17 protein-coding genes are annotated in these 18,905 nt (G+C 68.6%); 7 read left to right on the forward strand and 10 right to left on the reverse strand.

Features of this window, described 5'->3' with window-relative positions; all coding sequences use genetic code 11:
* Positions 1–9: 9 nt before the first annotated feature.
* From MUN85_RS05395 to thiD, 7 genes are read right to left on the reverse strand one after another with little or no spacing between them, the layout of a single operon-like run.
* The gene (locus tag MUN85_RS05395) at positions 10–708 is read right to left on the reverse strand and encodes a hypothetical protein (RefSeq protein WP_250505741.1); all 699 of its coding nucleotides are present in this window, start codon (positions 706–708) and stop codon (positions 10–12) included.
* Positions 701–1,681, reverse strand: coding sequence for a VWA domain-containing protein (locus MUN85_RS05400; protein ID WP_250505742.1), 981 nt, complete (start codon positions 1,679–1,681; stop codon positions 701–703). The genes MUN85_RS05395 and MUN85_RS05400 overlap by 8 nt, the downstream gene beginning before the upstream one ends.
* Positions 1,678–2,694, reverse strand: coding sequence for a vWA domain-containing protein (locus MUN85_RS05405; RefSeq protein ID WP_250505743.1), 1,017 nt, complete (start codon positions 2,692–2,694; stop codon positions 1,678–1,680). The genes MUN85_RS05400 and MUN85_RS05405 overlap by 4 nt, the downstream gene beginning before the upstream one ends.
* Positions 2,691–3,152, reverse strand: coding sequence for a hypothetical protein (locus MUN85_RS05410; protein ID WP_250505744.1), 462 nt, complete (start codon positions 3,150–3,152; stop codon positions 2,691–2,693). Before MUN85_RS05410 ends, MUN85_RS05405 begins: the two co-directional genes overlap by 4 nt.
* Positions 3,149–4,039, reverse strand: coding sequence for a DUF58 domain-containing protein (locus MUN85_RS05415; RefSeq protein WP_250505745.1), 891 nt, complete (start codon positions 4,037–4,039; stop codon positions 3,149–3,151). The genes MUN85_RS05410 and MUN85_RS05415 overlap by 4 nt, the downstream gene beginning before the upstream one ends.
* A gap of 1 nt (position 4,040) precedes the next feature.
* Complete coding sequence (locus MUN85_RS05420; protein WP_250505746.1) at positions 4,041–5,027, reverse strand: AAA family ATPase; 987 nt, start codon at positions 5,025–5,027, stop codon at positions 4,041–4,043.
* Between the two features lie 8 nt (positions 5,028–5,035).
* The gene (thiD, locus tag MUN85_RS05425; RefSeq protein WP_250505747.1) at positions 5,036–5,842 is read right to left on the reverse strand and encodes a bifunctional hydroxymethylpyrimidine kinase/phosphomethylpyrimidine kinase; all 807 of its coding nucleotides are present in this window, start codon (positions 5,840–5,842) and stop codon (positions 5,036–5,038) included.
* Between the two features lie 78 nt (positions 5,843–5,920).
* On the opposite strand from thiD, the gene MUN85_RS05430 reads away from it, so the two are divergent.
* From MUN85_RS05430 to MUN85_RS05460, 7 genes are all read left to right on the forward strand, one after another.
* Positions 5,921–7,936, forward strand: a complete 2,016-nt coding sequence (locus MUN85_RS05430; protein WP_250505748.1) for a bifunctional copper resistance protein CopD/cytochrome c oxidase assembly protein — start codon at positions 5,921–5,923, stop codon at positions 7,934–7,936.
* 46 nt (positions 7,937–7,982) lie between these two features.
* Positions 7,983–9,287 (forward strand): acetamidase/formamidase family protein, encoded by a 1,305-nt coding sequence (locus MUN85_RS05435; protein ID WP_250505749.1) that lies wholly within the window; start codon positions 7,983–7,985, stop codon positions 9,285–9,287.
* An 11-nt stretch (positions 9,288–9,298) separates the two neighbouring features.
* A complete protein-coding gene (locus MUN85_RS05440) occupies positions 9,299–9,937 on the forward strand; it encodes an ABC transporter ATP-binding protein (RefSeq protein WP_250505750.1) in 639 nt (212 codons plus the stop codon).
* Complete coding sequence (locus MUN85_RS05445) at positions 9,934–11,376, forward strand: hypothetical protein (protein WP_250505751.1); 1,443 nt, start codon at positions 9,934–9,936, stop codon at positions 11,374–11,376. Before MUN85_RS05440 ends, MUN85_RS05445 begins: the two co-directional genes overlap by 4 nt.
* A gap of 114 nt (positions 11,377–11,490) precedes the next feature.
* Entirely contained in the window at positions 11,491–13,125 is a 1,635-nt protein-coding gene (locus tag MUN85_RS05450) for an ABC-F family ATP-binding cassette domain-containing protein (RefSeq protein WP_250505752.1), read from the forward strand.
* A 39-nt stretch (positions 13,126–13,164) separates the two neighbouring features.
* Positions 13,165–15,075 (forward strand): choice-of-anchor I family protein, encoded by a 1,911-nt coding sequence (locus tag MUN85_RS05455; RefSeq protein WP_250505753.1) that lies wholly within the window; start codon positions 13,165–13,167, stop codon positions 15,073–15,075.
* A 9-nt stretch (positions 15,076–15,084) separates the two neighbouring features.
* A complete protein-coding gene (locus MUN85_RS05460) occupies positions 15,085–15,522 on the forward strand; it encodes a DUF2087 domain-containing protein (protein ID WP_250505754.1) in 438 nt (145 codons plus the stop codon).
* Here MUN85_RS05460 and MUN85_RS05465 read toward each other — a convergent pair.
* The 3 genes from MUN85_RS05465 to MUN85_RS05475 are packed head-to-tail and all read right to left on the reverse strand — an operon-like array spanning position 15,512 to position 18,863.
* Positions 15,512–16,777 carry a dihydrolipoamide acetyltransferase family protein gene (locus MUN85_RS05465; RefSeq protein ID WP_250505755.1) on the reverse strand — a complete coding sequence of 422 codons (1,266 nt, stop codon included), beginning with the start codon at positions 16,775–16,777 and terminating at the stop codon, positions 15,512–15,514. The genes MUN85_RS05460 and MUN85_RS05465 overlap by 11 nt on opposite strands.
* Complete coding sequence (locus tag MUN85_RS05470; RefSeq protein WP_250505756.1) at positions 16,777–17,778, reverse strand: alpha-ketoacid dehydrogenase subunit beta; 1,002 nt, start codon at positions 17,776–17,778, stop codon at positions 16,777–16,779. The genes MUN85_RS05465 and MUN85_RS05470 overlap by 1 nt, the downstream gene beginning before the upstream one ends.
* Positions 17,772–18,863: a thiamine pyrophosphate-dependent enzyme gene (locus MUN85_RS05475; protein WP_092562397.1), complete on the reverse strand. Its 1,092-nt coding sequence runs from the start codon at positions 18,861–18,863 to the stop codon at positions 17,772–17,774. Before MUN85_RS05475 ends, MUN85_RS05470 begins: the two co-directional genes overlap by 7 nt.
* Positions 18,864–18,905 lie beyond the last annotated feature (42 nt).

Here is an 18,905-nt window from a genome sequence, read left to right on the forward strand (position 1 = left end):
GCTGCCACGCTACCAAGCTTCGCCGGAGCCAAAGCCCTCGCCCTTGCGCTGCTCGCGCTGGCGCAGCTCGTCCTCGGCGTGGCGCTGGTTGTCCTCAAGCTCGTCCTGCTTGTCATCGAGCTTTGGCGTCGGCGTGACAGTGGAGTCGGGGATCTTCTCCTCGGTTTCGCCGTCCGTCGTCGGTTGATCGGTGGGCTCGCCCTCGACGGCGCCCGCGGCGTCGCGCTGGCGCTGGTGGATGCGGTCCTCGTCGGCGGTGGAGCCGTCGCCGCCCTGGCCGTCCGTCGTGCACGGTTTGGAGGTTTCGGCCGCGAGGTTCATGCGTGCGAGGCCCTCATCGTGCTTCCCGTCGGCGCCAAGCTTGAGCGCTTCGCCCTCGTAGGCGAGCGAGAGGTTGATGCGCACGCGGCATTCGTCGCTGCCGGCGCGCGAGCCTGAAGTCTCGACTGTGGGGACGCGGGCGAGGGCGCGCTCTAGCGGCGGGACCGCGCGGGAGTAGTCCTCGCTCATGAGGAGCGAGGTGCCCTCGTTATAGGGCGCGATCCAGCTGTGCGGCCCGGCGGGCACGATGAGGCCGTGGCCGCGGTAGATGCTGTCCCAGGTCTTGCCGGCGGTGCCGCGGCCCTGCCAGGCGCTCACGCTAAGCCAGGCAAGGACGAGGCCCGCGAGGGCGAGCAGCGCGATGGCGGGGATACGGAGTTTAGACATCGAGACGCACCGCCTTATAGTGCCGGGCGAGCGCGAACAGTTCCCAGGCGATCAGCAGCGCGAGCGCGATCATGAACGGCCAGAAGACGCGCTCGGTGATCGCGACGTCCTTGCGGCCGTCCTCGGCGATCGTCGCCGCGTCGATGGTCGTGGCGGCGGCGAGCGATCCCGGGCGGTGGACGTAGGGCACGCCGAGGGCGTTCGCGGCCTCGGATAGGGCCTTCTCGTCGAGCCGGGAGATCGCGTCGCCGCCGGAGTTCGGGTCCTTGATATAGGGTGCGTCCCTTCGGCTGGTGCCGTCGTATTCGCGCATCTTGCCGCCGGTCGTGGTGCCGTAGCCGAGGACCGCGCCGCCATCGATCAGGGGTGCGAGCTCGGCGAAGGCGGCGGCGCTGCCGGTCTCGCCGGGGACGCCCTCCCCGCGCGTGGACTCGCCGTCGGTCAGGACATAAAGGACGCGGACGTTGGCGGTGTTGCGTTCCTTGGCGGCGGAAAGCGCGCGCTTCAAGGCCGCGACGGGGCGATCAATGGCCGAGCCGGCGGAGTAGTTCGTGATCTCCTGGCGGGCGGTTTCCGCCCAGCTGCGCACGGCGCGCGCGTCCGTCGTCAGGGGGAGTTGGCGCGCGGTGACGGAAGTGTAGGAAATCACCGAGAAGCGCGAGCCGGCGAGCCTGCTGGTGAGCTCCTCGATATCGGCGCGCACGCCGGCAAGGCGCGGCTGCGAGCCGTCGTAGTCCTCGGCCGCCATCGAGCCGGTGAGGTCCACCGCGAGGTAGACCTCAAGGTTGGAGGTGACCTCCTGTTTGGCGACGGCGATCGTCGGGGAGATGAGGATCGGCAGCGCGGCGAGCGCCATCAGGGGGCGGCGGATGCGGGCCGACACGTCCGGGGAGCGCACGGCCGCGATGACGGCGGCGAGCAGCAGCAGGGCCGCGAGCAGCGCGGTGATGAGCGGGGAGTAGGTCAGGCTCACAGGCGCCACCACCCGACGGCGAGCAGGCCGAGGACGAGGCCGCCGATGAGCAGCGGCGCGAGGCGCTCGGGGTGGTCGGTGATGACGACGGTGGGCGAGGCGTCGAGTTCGGCGGCCTGCTGGCTCGTCACGTCATCGATGATCGAGTCGACGGCGTCGGGCGAGGCGGTGTCAAAGACGAGCCCGCCGCGGGAGGTGATCGTCTCGGTGAACTCGGTGCGCTGCTTGTCAGAGCCGCCCTCGGCCGTCGGGGAAAACAGCCCGATGACGCGGATATCGCGTTCCTGGGCGAAGCCGGCCGCCTCGTCGAGGGTGTAGACGGGATCGCCCTGCAGGTCGTTGTCGGTGGCGAAGATGATGGAGCGGGAGCGTTCCTGATCGGCGAGGTCGAAGGCGAGGACGCAGTTGGCAAGGCCGTCGCCGATGAGGGAGGCCGAAGTGCCGGGCAGGGCGGTGGTGCCGGCGAGCAGATCGAGCAGCTGCTGGGTTTGGCTCGAGCCGGAGCTCAGGGCCGCGAGGTCGACGTCGAGGATCTTGGCGGAGTTTTTGAGTTCGTCGCGCACCATGGCGTAATCGTCGGTGAGGGGGAACAGGGTGCGCGAGGTGTTGTTCCACATGACGAGCGCGATGCGTTCGCCCGCGAAGGAGTCGACGAGCTCGGAGAATTTTCCGAGGATTTCGCTGTCGTAGGAGATCATCGAGCCGGAGACGTCCAGGCACAGGACGATATCGCGGGTGGCGAGCTGCTCCGATTGGGCGTGGCGATCGGCGGGGCGGCCGGCGAGGCCCGCGGCGCCGAGGGCCGCGACGAAGAACAGTGCGAGGGCGGCCGCCAGGCGGCGTTTGCGGGCGCGGATCAGCGCGGTGAAGCTCGGCAGCGCGCGCACGTAGCCGGTGTGGGCGACGTCGATGGGTGTGAGGGCGCGGCGGCGCCGTCGGCGGGCGAGCAGGCCCGCGATGATTGCTAGGAGCGCGATCGCGGCGAGGGCGAGCGCGAGCGGCCACCAGATCATCGGCCACCTCCGGCAAGCATCTCGGACAGGGCGGCCAGGGTGCGCTCGGCGGCGACGTCGGGGTGGACGTCAAAGGAGGGCCGCTCACTCATCTCGACGACGGCGATGACGGGGGCGAGCTCGTGGGCGTCGGCGCGGGCGTGCAGTTGGGCGAGGGTGAGCGCCCGCAGGTTATCGCCGCTCACGTTCGAGCCGTAGCGCCGGGCGATATCGGAGGCCGCGAGGTGCAGCGCGCGCACGTCGGTCTCGCCGGCGGCGTAGCGCTCGCGCAAGTGCGCGACCTCCGATTCGAAGCTCGGCGCGAACCGCAGCTCGCTAGCGGCGGCAGGGGCGCTGCGGCGGCGGCGCAGCAGGCGCGGGCGCGGGATCAGCGCGATAGCGGCGATGAGCAGCACGAGCGCGATCGCGAAGTAGAGGCCGGGATAGCCGATGAGCGGTGAGATGTCCTCCGGGCTCATGTGCGCCCCCGATCCGCGAACAGGTCCGTGAGGGCGTCCTCCAGATCCTCGCTGCCGCCGATGCGCGCGTAGCGGATCGCCAGGCGCTGCATCATGTCCGCGAGCTGGGCTTTGGCACGGGCGCGCTCGGCCCCGACGTCGGCCGCGAGTTGCGGCTCGGTTGCCAGCGCGCCGGCGAGGAAGGCGGGCAGCGGCCCCGCCGCGACGTCGATCGCCTGCTGGCTGCGCGTGAGCTGGTTGAGGTCCACGTCGGGGATCGAGAAGTAGACGACGTCGTGCCGGATGCGCAGGCGCTTCAGGCTCGCCTCGCACGCCTCATCGAGGGAGTAGTCATCGCCGATCACGATGACGAGCGAGCGGCGTTTGATGAGGGATTCGGCGCGCGTGAGGATCGTCGCCATCGAGTCATCGGGCGCGGGCTCGGCGCCGCGCAGCCGGTGGCGGATGACCTCTAGATGCTCGGTGCCGGAGCGCGGTGGCAGCTGGCGCGGGCCCGAGCCCTCCGCATAGACGAGGGCGAGCTGGTCGCCGCGAATGCGCGCGAGGTAGGCAATGATGTCGACGAGGTCGATCGCGACCTCGAACTTCGGCTGCCCCGAGGGCGCGGTGGCCCGCATCGCGCGCGAGGTGTCCACGGCGAGGACGACGGACAGGTTCGTTTCCTTCACGAAGCGCCGAATCACCGGTTCGCCCGCGCGCGCGGAGGCCTTCCAGTCGATATCGGAGACGTCGTCGCCCGGATGGTAGGCGACCATATCCTCGAAATCCTGCCCGTGCCCGGTAAAGACCGAACGATGGCGCCCCTCGATCCCGCCGGAGACCCGTTTCAGGACCGGCAGGGAAATGCGGTGGCGCAGCTCGGCGAGCCGGGCATAGGAGATCGCCATGTTAGGGCACGGGCACCGCGTCGAAGGCCGCGTCGATGAGCGATTCGCTCGTCACACCGCCGGCGATTGCGTCATAGGAGCGCACGATCCGGTGCCGCAGCACGGGGTGGCGCATCGAGACGATGTCATCGGGCACGACGTAGGCGCGGCCCGCCATGAGCGCGAGCGCCTGGGCGACGCGCATGAGCGCGATCGCGCCACGCGGGGAGGCCCCGACGCGCACGTCGCTGGAGTCGCCGCGGGTGGTCGCGACGACGTCGACGATGTAGCGCTTGAGCGAATCGTGCACGAAGATGCGGTTCGTCGCGGCCTGCAGGGTGCGCACGTCGTCGAGGGTAATGGGCTCGACGCTGGAGGTGCGGCGCTGGGCGCCGGAGGCGGCGAGGGTGCCGTCGGCGATCCCGTCGAGGATCTTGACCTCCTGCTCGGCGCTCGGGTAGGTCAGCACCTCCTTGATGAGGAAACGGTCCATCTGCGCCTCGGGTAGGACGTAGGTGCCCTCTTCCTCGATCGGGTTTTGCGTGGCGAGGACCATGAACGGATCGGGTACCGGGTAGACCTGGCCGCCGATGGAGGTTTGGCGCTCCTGCATCGCTTCGAGCATCGCGGACTGCGTTTTGGCCGAGGAGCGGTTGATCTCGTCGAGCAGCACGAGGTTGGCGTGCACCGGCCCGAGCTGGGTGGTGAGTTCGCCCGTCGTGTAGTTAAAGATCTGGGTGCCGACGATGTCGTTGGGCATGAGGTCGGGCGTGCACTGGATGCGGTGGAAGGAGCCCGAGATCGCCGAGGCGAGGGTTTGCGCGGCCGTCGTCTTGGCCAGGCCCGGCACGGATTCGAGCAGGATATGGCCCGAGGCGAGCAGGGCGGCTAGCAGGGAGCGGCGCAAATCGTCTTGCCCGATGACCTTCGAGGTGAAGATCGTGTTGACGCGGGCGATGAGGCGGTGCGCGTCGCCGAGTTCGTCGGCGCTCAGTTGCTGATAGGCCATCGTTCCTCCTAGGACTGGTAGGCACCCTGCCAGACCGTCGTGAACGGGGTCGCGGTAGCAAGGCGCTCACGGATGCCGGCGGTGACGAAGTCCTTGGCGATCTGGACGGCGTCGTGAATCTCGGTGCCCTTGGCAAGCTCCGCGGTGATCGCGGCGGCCAGGGTGCAGCCGGCGCCGTGGATGCGGGCGCCGTCGCCGATCTTGGGGACCTTCAGCACGGTGACGTCCGAGCCGTCGTACAGGACGTCGACGGCGTCCTCGCCGGGCAGTTCCACGCCGCCCTTGGCGACGACGTAGCGCGGCCCGAGCTCGTGGATCTTCACGGCAGCGTCGATGAGGTCATCGAGGGTCTCGATCGAGTCGCGGCCGGAAAGCACGCGCGATTCGAAGACGTTTGGGGTGACGACGGTGGCCTTGGGCAGGATCTTTTCGCGCAGCGCGGTATCGACCTCGAGCGCGGGCGAGAGTTCCTGCGTCTTACAGATAAGGACGGGATCGAGCACGATCGTCTCGTAGTGGTGCTCGGTGAGCGCCTGCTCGACGACGTCGATCGTCGCGGGCGTGCCGAGCATGCCGATCTTCAGGGTGGTGACCTCGGGGAAGGCGTGGGTCGCGGCCTCGATCTGATCGGCGATCACCTGGGGGTCCACCGGCACGAAGCGGTGGTTCCAGCTGTTGTTCGGATCCATCGAGACGATGCACGTCAGGGTCCCCATGCCGTAGACGCCGAGCTGGTGGAAGGTTTTCAGATCAACCTGGATGCCGGCGCCGCCGGTGGCTTCCGACCCAGCGATGACGTGCGCAGTTGCGACCACAGTGACTCTCCTTAATAGGGCTTGGATGACCGGACTAAGCCTAGCGCGCTCTCCAGCAACGGGCGATACCCTGGTCCTATGTCCTCCCTTCGCGTGACGCCCTCCCGTGTGCTCATCGCGGTTGCTCCACTCACGCTTGTTGTGGCGGTTCTTGCGCTCTTTGCTTCGGGCGCCGTCGCCCCCACTCCCCCGCTGGATCCGGGGCCGCTGGCGCGCTGGTCGCTGCCGCTGCTGACGATCGCCACGCGCCTTGCCGCGATCGTGACGATTGGCTCGACGATGATGTGCGCGCTCGTGTTGCCGGCGCCCGCGCGCGATCGGCACGTGCACCACCGGCAGTGGGAAAAGACGAATCCGGCAGCGTGGCTGAAGTCCGCGGCGATTGCGCGCGTCGCGGCGATCATCTGGAGCCTGGCCCAGCTCGCGAACATCATCGTCGAATACTCTGTGACGGCGATGCGGCCGATGACCGAGCCGACGTTCGGCAGCGAGCTGTGGATCTTCCTCACGCAGGTCGACCTTGGGATCGCCTACCTGTGGGCGACGCTGCTCACGGCGTTCGCGGCCGTCCTCGTCGTCCTCATGAGTCATTACACCTCGGCGGCATGGGCGGGCGTCATGGCCCTCGTCTCGCTCGTTCCGCTCGCGCTGACCGGCCACGCGGCGGGCGCGGCCTCGCACGATCTCGCGGTTTCCTCGATGCTCATGCACCTCGTCGCCGTCACGATGTGGATGGGCGGGCTGCTCATCCTGCTCGCCGTCGCGAAGGACGTCGGCACCCAGCTTCCGAAGATCGCCCAGCGCTATTCGGCGATCGCGCTGTGGTGTTTCATCATCACCGTCGTCTCCGGGGTATGCGCGGCCTGGATCCGGCTGAACGGGCTCGGCGAGCTCGTCACGACGCCGTGGGGATTGTTGCTCACGGCAAAAACCGTGGCGTTCGTCGCCCTGGGGCTCGCGGGCTACTGGCATCGGGAGCGCACCATCCCGCTGCTCGGTCGTGGCGAGGCGCGGCCATTTTGGCGGTTTGTGGGCGTCGAGGCCCTCATCATGGGGGCGACGACGGCGCTCGCGGTCACGCTGTCATCCTCCGCGCCGCCGGTGCCGCAATCGCCGCTGCCCGATCCCTCGCCCGTGTGGGAGGCGACGGGCTACGCGGAGCCGCCGCCGCCAACGTTCGCGACGTGGTTCACGCAGTGGCACCCCGATCCGCTCCTGATCTTTGGCTGCATCGCGGCGATCGTCGTCTATCTGCGGTGGGTCTATAAGCTGCGCCAGCGCGGCGATCACTGGCCGCTGGGCCGCACGATCTGCTGGGTGATCGCGTGGGTCTCGTTGCTGTGGCTGACCAACGGCGGGCCGACGGTCTATGGCCGCATCCTGTTCTCGGCGCACATGATCCAGCACATGAGCCTCGTGATGATTACGCCCGTGCTGCTCGCGCTCGCGGCGCCCATCACGCTCGCCACGCGCGGCCTGCCCGCCCGCAAGGACGGCACGCGCGGTCCGCGCGAGTGGATCCTCGCGCTCGTGCATTCCCGCTATGCGCGCGCGTGGGCGAACCCGTTCGTCGCCGCGATCAACTTCGTCGGCTCGATGTGGATCTTCTACTACACGCCGCTGTTCCAGCTCGCGATGACGACGCACCTCGGCCACATCCTTATGACCGTGCACTTCACGATCGCGGGCTACCTGTTTGCCAACGTCATCATCGGTATCGATCCGGGCACGAAACGCCCCGGCTACCCGCTGCGACTCGTGTTCCTGCTCGCGACGATGGCCTTCCACGCGTTCTTTGGCATCAGCGTCATCCAGATGAATTCGCTCATCGCCGCGGATCACTTTGGGCGCCTGGGCCTCGGCTGGTGGGTCGATGCGATGACGGACCAGCGCATCGGCGGCGAAATCACGTGGGGCATCGGCGAGTTGCCGACGCTAGCGCTCGCGATCATCCTCGTCTACCTGTGGTCGCGCGCCGATACCAAGGAAGCGCAGCGTCGCGACCGACGCGCCGACCGCGATGAGGACGCCGAGCTCGAGGCCTATAACGAGATGCTTGCGCGCCTTGCGGAGCAGGACGCGCAGCGTCGGTAGCAATTCTTCCTCGCCACTCTATGGTGGAAGAAAGGAAGGAAGACTCATGACTACCACCCCGCAACGAAGCGTCGTCGTCAACTCGTTCACCAATTCCCTACTCGATCCCGATGCCGAAATGCTCGGGCCCGTCGCCGATGGCGGAACGATCATTGCCAACACCGCACCGGGCTGCTGGGGGCCGATGCTCACCCCGCGGCTGCGGGGCGGCCACGAGGTCACTCAGCCGGTTGCCGTGGCGGGCGCCCAGCCCGGCGATGGCGTGGCGATTCGGATCAAGGACATCACCGTGACGGCCCTTGCAACCGCCTCGGGCTTTGACCGCTCCCCTGCGGAATACTCGCTCGGCGATCCATACGTCGCGGCGCGCTGTCCGCACTGCGATGTCGTCTGGCCCGAGACGCACGTCGATGGCATCGGAGCTGGCGCTATCAAATGCGATACCTGCAAGAACCCGGTCACGCCGTTCGAAATGGTGCACGGCTACACCGTCGTTTTTGATGACACCGGCGAGGTTGGGCTGACGATCGGTCAGCAAGCGGCCGAAAAGATCGCTCACGAAGCCGAGTACTACGCCGCGCTCCCCGATGCGTCGGTCCAGCATCCGGTGCTCAGCCTCGCGCCGGCCGACCTGCCGGCCGTCATGGTGCGGATGCGGCCGTTTCTCGGGCAGTTGGGTTCCACGCCGTCCCGCGTCATGCCGGATTCGCACAACGCGGGCGACTTCGGTGCGGCGCTTATTGATGCGCCACACGATTACGCCATGACCGCCGATGAACTGGCCACGCACAAGACCGATGGCCATATGGATATCGATGCGGTTCGCGAGGGAGCGGTGCTCGTCGTGCCCGTCAAGGTTGACGGCGCGGGAATCTACCTCGGCGATATGCACGCGGCGCAGGGCGATGGCGAAATCGCCTCGCACACGATGGACGTCGCGGGCAGCGTGACGCTGCAGGTCAACGTCGTCAAGGACTACCCGATCGATGGGCCAGTGTTGTTCCCGCTAGTGGCGGATCTACCCCCAATCGCCCGGCCGTTCAGCGCTGCGGAGCGAGCGAAGGCCGAGCGGCTTGCGAAGACGTGGGGCGTCGGCGCGATTGAGGAGTCGGCACCGATCTCGGTGATTGGGACGGCACCCAATATGAATGACGCGATTACCAATGCGTTGGAGCGGGCGGCGGCGCTACTGGATGTCAGCGTGCCCGAGGTGCGCAACCGCGCGACGATTACCGGCGCGGTGGAGATTGGGCGCGACCCGGGCGTCGTCCATGTGACGTTCCTGGCGCAGCTCGAGCGCCTCGATGCCGTCGGGCTGGGCGATATTGCGCGCGAACAATACGGCCTGTAACCCTGGGAAACGTGACTATCGTTGAAGCCCGCGACGCCCACGTCGCGATCGATAAGGTTTCGCTGCTGGCGCCGACGAGTTTTTCGGTGGCGCCCGGCGAGGCTCTCGCGGTCACCGGTTTCAATGGCTCGGGTAAGACGACCCTGCTACGTGTGCTTGCCGGAAAGCAGCAGCTGACGGGCGGTTCCGTCACGATCGCGGGTGAGGCGCCCAATGAGAAGGACGCGGAGTTTCGCGCGCGGCTTGCGGCGCTGCTCGGGCTGCCGCCGCTGTCGCGCTCCCTGACGTTGCACGAGCACCTGGCGCTCGTCGCGGCATCGTGGGGCGATTCCGTGGAGCTCGCGCGCGAGGCCGCGAGCGATGCGCTCCGGCAGTTCGGGATTCAGCGCCTGCAGCGGCGCTTCGTGCACGAGCTGTCCTCGGGACAAACGCAGATGTTTGCGCTCGCCCTCACGCTCATTCGGCCGAGCGAGATCCTGCTGCTGGACGAACCGGAGCAGCGGCTCGATGCGGAGCGGCGCGAGCTGCTGGCTGACGTGCTCGCCGCGCGGGTAGCGTCCGGCACGACGCTCATCATGGCCTCGCACTCTGCCGAGCTCGTGGGGCGCGTCTGCGATCGCGAGTTAGCGCTGGCCGAGGACGTGGCGTGAACCGGTTGCGCTCGGTTCGCTACCTGTACGCGCATCGCAGCGATGCACCCGGCGCACGGGACATTGCCTATTTCGTCTACCTCGCGGCGCTGACGATCGGCATCGTCGGGACGCCGCTCATCCGCGCGGCGGCGCAACGCCTTGCCAGCCCCGACACGGTGGCGCGACTAACCGGCACGGCGACGCCGCTCATCGTCGTCGCGGTCATGACGGTGGCAGCGCTCGCGCTTCTTGCGGCCGGGCGGCTGCGCGGCCCGGTCGTGCCCGAGCCGTTTCGCGTCCTCTTGCTTGCCGGCACCGACCTGCCGCGTGAGCGCTCGCTGCTGCGTCCTTTTGCGCTTTCGGCGCTGTGGCCCATCGCCGGCGCCCTCGGGATCGCGGCGCTCCTTGGCGGCGTTCTCGTGTCCGTCGGCGCGATGGGCGCCGGCACGTTCGCCCTGGTGCTCGCCTCGGCCGTGTGCATCGGGGCGATTTCGAGCGTGGGCTGGCTCGCGGGTCAAAGCCTTGGATGGGCGGGGCGCCTTGCCGCGGCTTCCACCCTCGTAGCGGCGGCGGCCGCCGGTTATGCGAGCTTCGCCCTGCTGGGATGGCCAGGTGTCGCGGCCGTTGGCGGGATCGCGGCGGTGATCGCCCTACTGTGCGTGCCACGCCTGCTCGCGCGGATCGATGGCGTCCAGCTGCTCGCCGATGCTACGCGTTGGCAACTCGCGGCGACGGCCAGCATCGTCGGCGATATTCAGCACGCAGCCGGGCTGTTTCGCCAGCTGCCGAGCCTCGGTCGCACCTGGCAGGCGATCGCTGGGCCGCGCGCGCTGCTGACGGCTCGCTCGGATCTCGTCGGCGCCGCCCGTACGCCGTTGCGGTTTGCGATCGGGACCGCCTTCGCGATCCTGGCATGGGCGCTACTGGCCGCTGCACCCGCGATGCCGATCGCGCCGTGGGCCATCGGCGCGGTGGGCCTCGTCATGGGTTATCTCGCGGTAGGAACGCTGAGCGATGGGTTTCGCCATGCCGCGGCCTGCGCGACGATGCCTGCGCTCTACGGCCGCTCCGTCATGCGGCTCTACCTCGCGCATAGCGTGGCCCCGGCCGGTTGCGCCCTACTGACCGCGGTCGTCGGCGCGTTGCTGGCCGCCCTCGTGATCCCCGGCAGCGTTTCCTACCTGGCGCTGCTGGGCGCGGTCGTTGCCGTCGTGCTGCGCGCTTTCGATAGCGCGAAGGGCAATCTGCCGCCCGAACTGCTTACCCCGCAGCCAACGCCCATGGGTGACATGTCGGGAATCATGGTGATGGGCTGGCAGGCCGACGCGCTCCTCCTCGCCGTTGTCGGGGGCGGTCTTATCGCCGCGTCTGGCTCGCTGCTACCGGCCGTTACGATTGCGGCCGGTGTCATCGGCTTCCTGTTACGGTCTCTGCGCCGCCGTCTGGCCAAGAAATAAAACCTCGACAGCTCCCGCGCGCCTGCCTAACCTGGCGGCATGTGGAACTAGCTCCTTGAACTCTCGCGACCGCGGCGCCGCCCGTCGTGAGCCCTGCCACTTCAAGGACGCCACGTGCCCGCTCAACTTCTTCTTGACGGACTTTCATTTTCTTCCCCCACCCGACCCATCCTCACCGACGTCACGCTCGCCGTGGGGCCGACCGACCGCATCGGCCTCGTCGGCGAAAATGGCAGCGGCAAAACCACCCTGTTACGCATGGCTGCAGGGCAGCTGTCACCCTCGCACGGCCAGGTCATCGCGACGCGACCGGGCGGCGGCGAGGTGCGCATCGCACTGCTCGCCCAGGAGGTTCCGTTCGGCGCTAAGGACAGCGTCGGCGCGGCAATTGAGGCCTCGCTCGCGCCATTACGCCGCGCCGAAGCCGAGCTGGAAGAGGCCGCGGCGGCGGTCGCCGGGCCGGGTGGCGAGGAGCGATATGCCGCCGCGCTCGCGCAGGCCGAGCAGCTGCGCGTGTGGTCGATTGAGCACGAGGTGGCGGAACTGCGCGCCGGTTTCGCCCTCGCGGACGTGGCCCTCGAGCGCCCAACCTCGCAACTATCCGGCGGTCAGCGCGCCCGCCTCGCGCTCATCTGCACGCTGCTCTCCCGACCGGATGTGCTGCTCTTGGACGAGCCCACCAACCACATCGACGACGCGGGCATGGATCTGCTCGCCCGGCTCGTGCGGAGGTGGCACGGGCCCGTGGTGTTTGCCTCCCACGATCGCGCATTCCTCGACGCGGCAGCGACCTCGATCGCGGACCTCTCTGACAGCGGCGTCGCGCGCTACACCGGCGGCTACGCGGATCTGCGGGCCGCCAAGGCCGCCGCACGTGCGAGGTGGGAAGCTCAGTACGCGGCCGAGCAGGCGGAGCTGAACCGGCTGCGGGAGCGCGTCGAAGCCTCGCGCACCGTCGGCCACCCGGGGGCTCGCGCCCGGACCGAGGTGCGAATGGCGAAGAAGTTCTACGCCGATCGCAATGCGACCGTCGTCTCCCGTCGCCTGACCGCCGCCCGCAGCGCGCTCGCAAACCTCGAAGAACGTCAGGTGCGAAAATCTCCACAGCTGCTGAGTTTCATTGGCTTCTCGCCCGCACTCGGCGAGGCTTCGGGCGCCCTGGTCTCCGCCACGCGGGTCACGCTTCCCGGACGCCTGTGCCCCACCACGATCGACATCCGGTCCGGCGATCGCTGGCTCGTCACCGGCCGCAATGGCTCGGGAAAGTCGACGCTGCTGCACATCCTGGCGGGACACCTCACCCCCGCAGCGGGCAGCGTGACGCGAGCCCCGCGGGTACGCGTCGGCCCGCTGACGCAGGAGTGGCCCGACTACGATCCGGCAATCACGCCACGGGCCGCCTACGCCGAATACCTTGGCGCCGCTGCCGCCGAGATCCTGCCGATCACGACGCTCGGACTGATCCACCCGCGCGACGTGGACCGTCCGCTAGGGGACCTCAGCGTGGGCGTGCGTCGCCGCGTCCAGCTGGCGATGCTGCTGGCCGATCCGCCGGACGTCCTGCTGCTCGATGAACCGACGAACCACCTCAGCCTCGATCTCGTCGAAGAACTCGAGGCCGCGCTGCCCGACTACCCCGGAGCCGTCGTCACGGCCTCCCACGATCGCTGGCTGCGCGAACGCTTTCAAGGCTCCACCCTCACCCTTCCGTCCTGTGGCGTTCACCCGCCCGTCACCTCGGGGCCCTAGCATCGGCGCGAAACCCTCACGCCCACTGAAAAGGACGCCATGTCTCCCCTGCTGACCGCCGCACTGTCCGCGGCTGCCATCACCGGCCTCAGCCTCGCGCCCCTGGCCCCCGCCTCCACGATCGAGTACTCGGCCGATAACCCTGCGCTCGAACTCCAGGTGCTCGGCACCTACGAGACCGGCAAGTTCGGTGTCTCGGCCGCCGAGATCGTGGCCTTCCACGCCGCCACCGCCCGCATCCTCGTGGTCAACGCCGCCGATGCGAGTGTCGAGGTCCTGAACGGCTCCGATCCGGAAAACCTCACCAAGCTCTTCGACCTGAAGACCACTGACATCGCCGCCGCTGACGGCTCCACCATTCCCGCGGGGGCCGTCGCCAACTCCGTGGCGGTGCGCGCCGACGGGCTCGGCGTCGTCGCCGTCGAGCACTCCACCAAGACGGAAAGCGGCTGGCTCGTGTTCTTCGATGCGGCCGGTTCGGGCGAAGCGCTCGGTGCGGTTCGGGTGGGGGCGCTGCCGGATATGGTCGCTATTTCAGCCGACGGCAGCTACGCCGTCGTCGCGAATGAGGGCGAGCCTGCCGAGGACTACTCCGTTGATCCGGAGGGAACCGTCTCGATCGTCTCGCTGCCGACGTTGCTCGCGGTTCCCGGCCAGGATGCCGTCAAGACCGCCGATTTCCGAGCCTTTGAGGGCGACAATCTCCCCGCAGGGGTACGCATCTTCGACGGCCGGGAGGATGCCGGCACTGGCACCCCCGAGTTCCCCGTCGCGGAAAATCTCGAACCCGAGTACGTCACCATTGAGGGCACGACGGCCTACGTCAGCCTGCAGGAAGCTAACGCGCTCGCCGTCGTCGATCTGCCGAGCGCCACGGTGACGGCGCTGCAGCCGCTTGGCGCGATCGACCTCAAAGGCTTCGATATTTCGGACAAGGATGGCGCGATCAACCCCGTCGAGGTGCCGATCAAGTCGTGGCGGCAGCCCGATGCCATCGCCTCGCTGACGCAGGGCGGCGCGACGTACATCCTCACCGCGAACGAGGGCGATGCCCGCGACTGGGAGGGCTACTCCGAGGAGGCGCGCGTGAAGAACCTGGGCAAGAAGGACGTGCCGCCGCTGTGCGAGGGGCACCCGCTGACGGCGGTCGAGAATTATGCGGACGACGCGGTCGCCGGGCGGCTGAAGATCACGCTCGCCGATGGCCTGTCCGCCGATGGCAGCTGCTACGAGGAGCTCTATGGCTTTGGCACTCGCTCGATGAGCGTGTTTGGTGCCGACGGGTCCCTCGTCGCGGATACCGGCACGGATTTTGAGCGGATCACCACCGCGGCCGCGCCGGAGTTCTTCAACTCCAACCACGAAGAAGCTGAGTTCGACTCGCGCTCCGATGACAAGGGCCCCGAACCCGAGGGCATCGTCGTCGGTGAGGTCGGCGGCACGCCGTATGCGTTCATCGGATTCGAGCGCGTCGGCGGCATCGCCGTTTACGACGTGTCGAATGTGCACGAGCCCGCCTTCGTCACCTACGTCAACAATCGCGACTTTGCGGCCGATCCCGCTGCCGCTGGCGATCTCGGCCCGGAGGGCCTGACGTTCGTGTCCGCCGAGGACTCCCCCACCGGCGAGCCGTGGCTCATCGTGGGCAACGAGGTCTCGGGTACGACGACGGTCTTCGCGGCGCGGAACCTCACGGCCGCGCCGACGCCAACCGAGCAGCCGACCCAGCAGCCGACCGCGGAGCCGACCGAGCAGCCCACCGAGCAGCCGACCCAGCAGCCGACCGCGGAGCCGACTGCGCTGCCAACCGAGCAGCCCACCGCGCAGCCGCCGGTCGACAAGCCGCGGCTCCCGGTGACGGGCGCCTCGGCCGGACTCATGGCTCTTGCCGGCGCGGCCCTCGCCGCCGGTGCTGGCCTGCTCGCCGCACGGCGGGAGTCGCGCGCCTAGACTAGGCGCATGATTCTTGCTGATTCGCGCATGCTCCTCACGCTTCTTCGCACTCCGAAGTTGCGTGAGGAGCTCGCGCGTATGTTGGCCAATCCATCGCCGCCGGCCCCGCCGCTCGACCGCCTCAGCTTCGTCGCCGCCGATGGCAGCATCGATACGGCGGCATTGGCAGCGAGCCTTGGCGAGATCGAGGAACTCCGCGGGCCGTTCGCCTTCCGCCACCTGCCCGTGGTCACCGATATCACGGCCCCGATGGCTGAAGAGATCGTCGCCGAAGTCTTCGCGCGGCTCGGCTCGCCGGCGTCCATCACCGAACCACAATTGAATGCGGCGCTCGCAATGTTCGTCGCCGACGTCGCCGGAACTCGGCGCAGCGCCGTCGATTCTGGCTTCCTGCTACGCGAGAGCGATGGCTCGCGCTACCGACTGCGGGCGCTTAGCGAATGAACGCGCGGGCGGGGTCTTGCAGCAGGGCTGCCACCTCGGCAAGGACGCGTGAACCGAGCTCGCCGTCGACGAGCCGGTGATCGAAGCTCAGCGCTAGCGTCGTGACGTCACGGATCGCAAGTTCACCGTCGTGGACCCACGGCTGCTTCTTGACGGCGCCGAACGCGAGAATGGCCGCCTCGCCGGGGTTCAGGATGGGCGTGCCGGTGTCGATGCCGAAGACGCCCACGTTCGTGATGGTGATCGTGCCCTGGCTCATCTCCGCGACGCTGGTTTCGCCGGCGCGCGCCCGCTCGGTCAGCTCGCGTAGTCCCGCGGCGAGTTCGGGCAGCGTCATGCGGTGCGCGTCCTTGATATTGGGCACGACGAGGCCGCGCGGCGTGGAGGCCGCGATCCCGAGGTTGACGTAGTGCTTGTAGACGATTTCCTGCGCGGCTTCGTCCCAGGAGGCGTTGATCTGCGGGTGTTCGCGCACCGCCATGATGAGCGCTTTCATCACCATGACGAGCGGGGTAACGCGCAGCTGCGCGAATTCGCGTGAGGCACGCAGATCAGCGACGAGCTCCATCGTCTTCGTGACGTCGACGGTCTGGAAGACGGTGACGTGCGGGGCCGTGAACGCGGAGGCGACCATCGCTTCGGCGGTGCGGCGGCGCACCGAGCGCACCGGCACGCGGGTTTCGCGGCCTTGGCGATCGACGCGGCCGCCCGCGAGCCATGGCTCGTCGCCCGGATAGCTTGCGAGGGTTTCGGCTTCCTGCGCGCTCGCGGCGAGGTTGACGTCCTCGCGCGTGATGATGCCGCCGGGCCCGGTCGCCTCCACCGTCGTGAGGTCCACCCCGAGGTCCTTCGCGAGCTTGCGCACCGGGGGCTTAGCGAGCACCCGCTGCTTGCGCGTCGCTCGGTGGCTTGCCCCCTTGGCGCCATAGCCCACGAGCATCGCGCCATCGCCCGCTGCCTCGGGCGCTGCTTCCTCGGGCACTGTTTCCCCGGGTGCTGCTTCGGGCTCATCGTCGCCCGGGACCTCGACCGCGAGGATCGGCGTGCCGACGGCAACTTCCGCCCCCTCCTCGACGAGCAGTTCCGCGACGCTACCGTCGTAGGGACTGGGCAGTTCCACGGCGGACTTGGCGGTCTCGATCTCGACGATCGGATCGTTCGTCGCGACGATGTCGCCTGCGGCCACGAGCCAGCGCACGATCGTCGCCTCCGTCAGGCCCTCACCCGGATCGGGCAGCAGAAATTCGCGTCTCATCAGTACTCCAGGGTGCGCTGGACCGCGCGGTGAATGCGCTCGGCATTGGGCAGGTATTCATGTTCGAAGGCGGCCGCGGGGTAGGGCGTGAAGGCGCCTCCGACGCGGGCGACGGGCGCCTCCAGCTGGTAGAAGCACTCGGCGGCCAGGTGCGAGGCAACCTCGGCGCCGGGGCCAAGTACCGTCGGTGCCTCGTGCGCGATGACAGCGCGCCCGGTGCCGCTGACGGCCGCCACGAGCGTCGCCTTGTCGATCGGATTGAGCGAGCGCAGGTTGACGACCTGGGCGCTCACGCCGTCGCCCGCGAGCGCGTCCGCAACCTCGTGCAGCGTCGCGACGACGGGCCCGTACCCGATGAGCGTGATGTCGCTGCCGTCGCGCTCGATGTGCGCGCTGCTGAGTTCCTCGCTGGCGCTTTCGGGCGTGAAGTGGCCGCCGCGCTCAATATCGCCCTTGACCCAATAGCGCGATTTCGGCTCGAGGCAAATGACCGGGTCATCGCTCGCGATCGCCGCGCGCAGCATCGTGTAGGCATCGCCGGCATCCCCGGGCGTGACGACGCGCAGGCCCGGCGTGTGCGCGAAGTACGTCTCCGGGCTCTCGCCGTGATGCTCGACGGCGCCAACCCCGCCCCCAAACGGGATGCGGATGACGAGCGGGAGGCTCAGCCGGCCCGCGGAGCGGTAGCGCAGCTTGGCTAGCTGCGTCGTGATCTGGTTGAACGCCGGAAACACGAACCCGTCGAACTGGATCTCGACGACGGGACGGTAGCCCCCGAGCGCCATCCCGATCGCGGTGCCCACGATGCCGGATTCTGCGAGCGGCGTATCGCGCACCCGCTCGGCCCCGAAGGTATCGAGCAGGCCCGCCGTGACGCGGAAGACGCCGCCGAGCTGGCCGACGTCCTCGCCGGAGACGATCACCGTCTCGTCCTCGGTCATGGCGTCGTGCATCGCGGCCGTGATCGCCTTGGCCATGGGCAGCGCTTCGCGCGTCAGCATGTTCCCGCCTCCCAGGCCGCGCGGTCGGCGGCCACCTGCAGATGCTCGCTGGCGTAGACGTGGTCGAACATGTCCAGGACGTCGCCCGCGCTGAGCTCGCGCGTGTAGGTCCTAATCCGCGAGCGCAGGTCTTCGGCGTCCGCGGCAACGTCGGCGAAGAAGTCCTCGCCGACGCCCTGGTTGCGTAGCGCAGCTGCGGTGCGCTTAATCGGGCAGCGTTCGGCCCAGTACTGCTCTTCGGCGTCGGTGCGGTAGCGCGTCGGGTCATCGCTGGTGGTGTGCGCGCCCATCCGGTAGGTGACGGCCTCGATGAAGAACGGGCCGCGACCGGACTGCACGTGTTCGAGCGCGAGTTTGGTCGCCGCGTAGCTCGCGACGGGGTCGTTGCCGTCGATACGCAGCGCCTCGATCCCAAAGCCCGCGGGCCGCTGCACGATCGGCACGGCGGACTGCACGCTCGTCGGAACGGAGATCGCCCAGCCGTTGTTTTGGCAGATGAAGACGACGGGCGCTTTCGCGCTCGCGGCGAAAACGAGCGCCTCGTTGGCATCGCCCTGCGAGGTCGCGCCGTCTCCGAAGTAGGTCACGACGGCACGTTGCTCGGCATTGAGGCCGCGCCGGTGATCCTGCTGCAGCGCCATCGCGCGCCCCACCGCGTGGGGCAGGTGCGCCGCAATGACGAACGTATAGAGGTGAAAATTGCGCTCGGCCGAATCCCAGCCGCCGTGCTCGACGCCGCGAAAGACGCCAATGAGCTTGGCCAGATCGAGCCCGCGGACGTCGGCGACGCCGTGCTCGCGATAGGAGGGAACGACAAGATCGCTCATCGGCGTCGCGAGCGCCGATCCCACCTGGATGCCTTCTTGCCCCTTGCACGGCGGCCAGAGCGCGAGCTCGCCCTGCCGCTGCAGGCTCGTCGCCTCATCGTCAAAGGCACGGGTGCGCACCATGTGCCGGTAGGCCGTACGCAGGAAATCCTGCGAGGTATCGGCGTAGCGGGCCAGCGTCGCATCCTCGTGCCACTCGCCGTGGTGATCGAGCATGCTCAGGCCCGCGAAATCCTGCTGTGGGTGTGTCAACGTCATGACAACCTCCTAACCTACGCAATCGTAAGTTACGGATGTCCA

This window comes from Bowdeniella massiliensis, assembly GCF_023634005.1.
Lineage (GTDB): Bacteria > Actinomycetota > Actinomycetes > Actinomycetales > Actinomycetaceae > Bowdeniella > Bowdeniella massiliensis.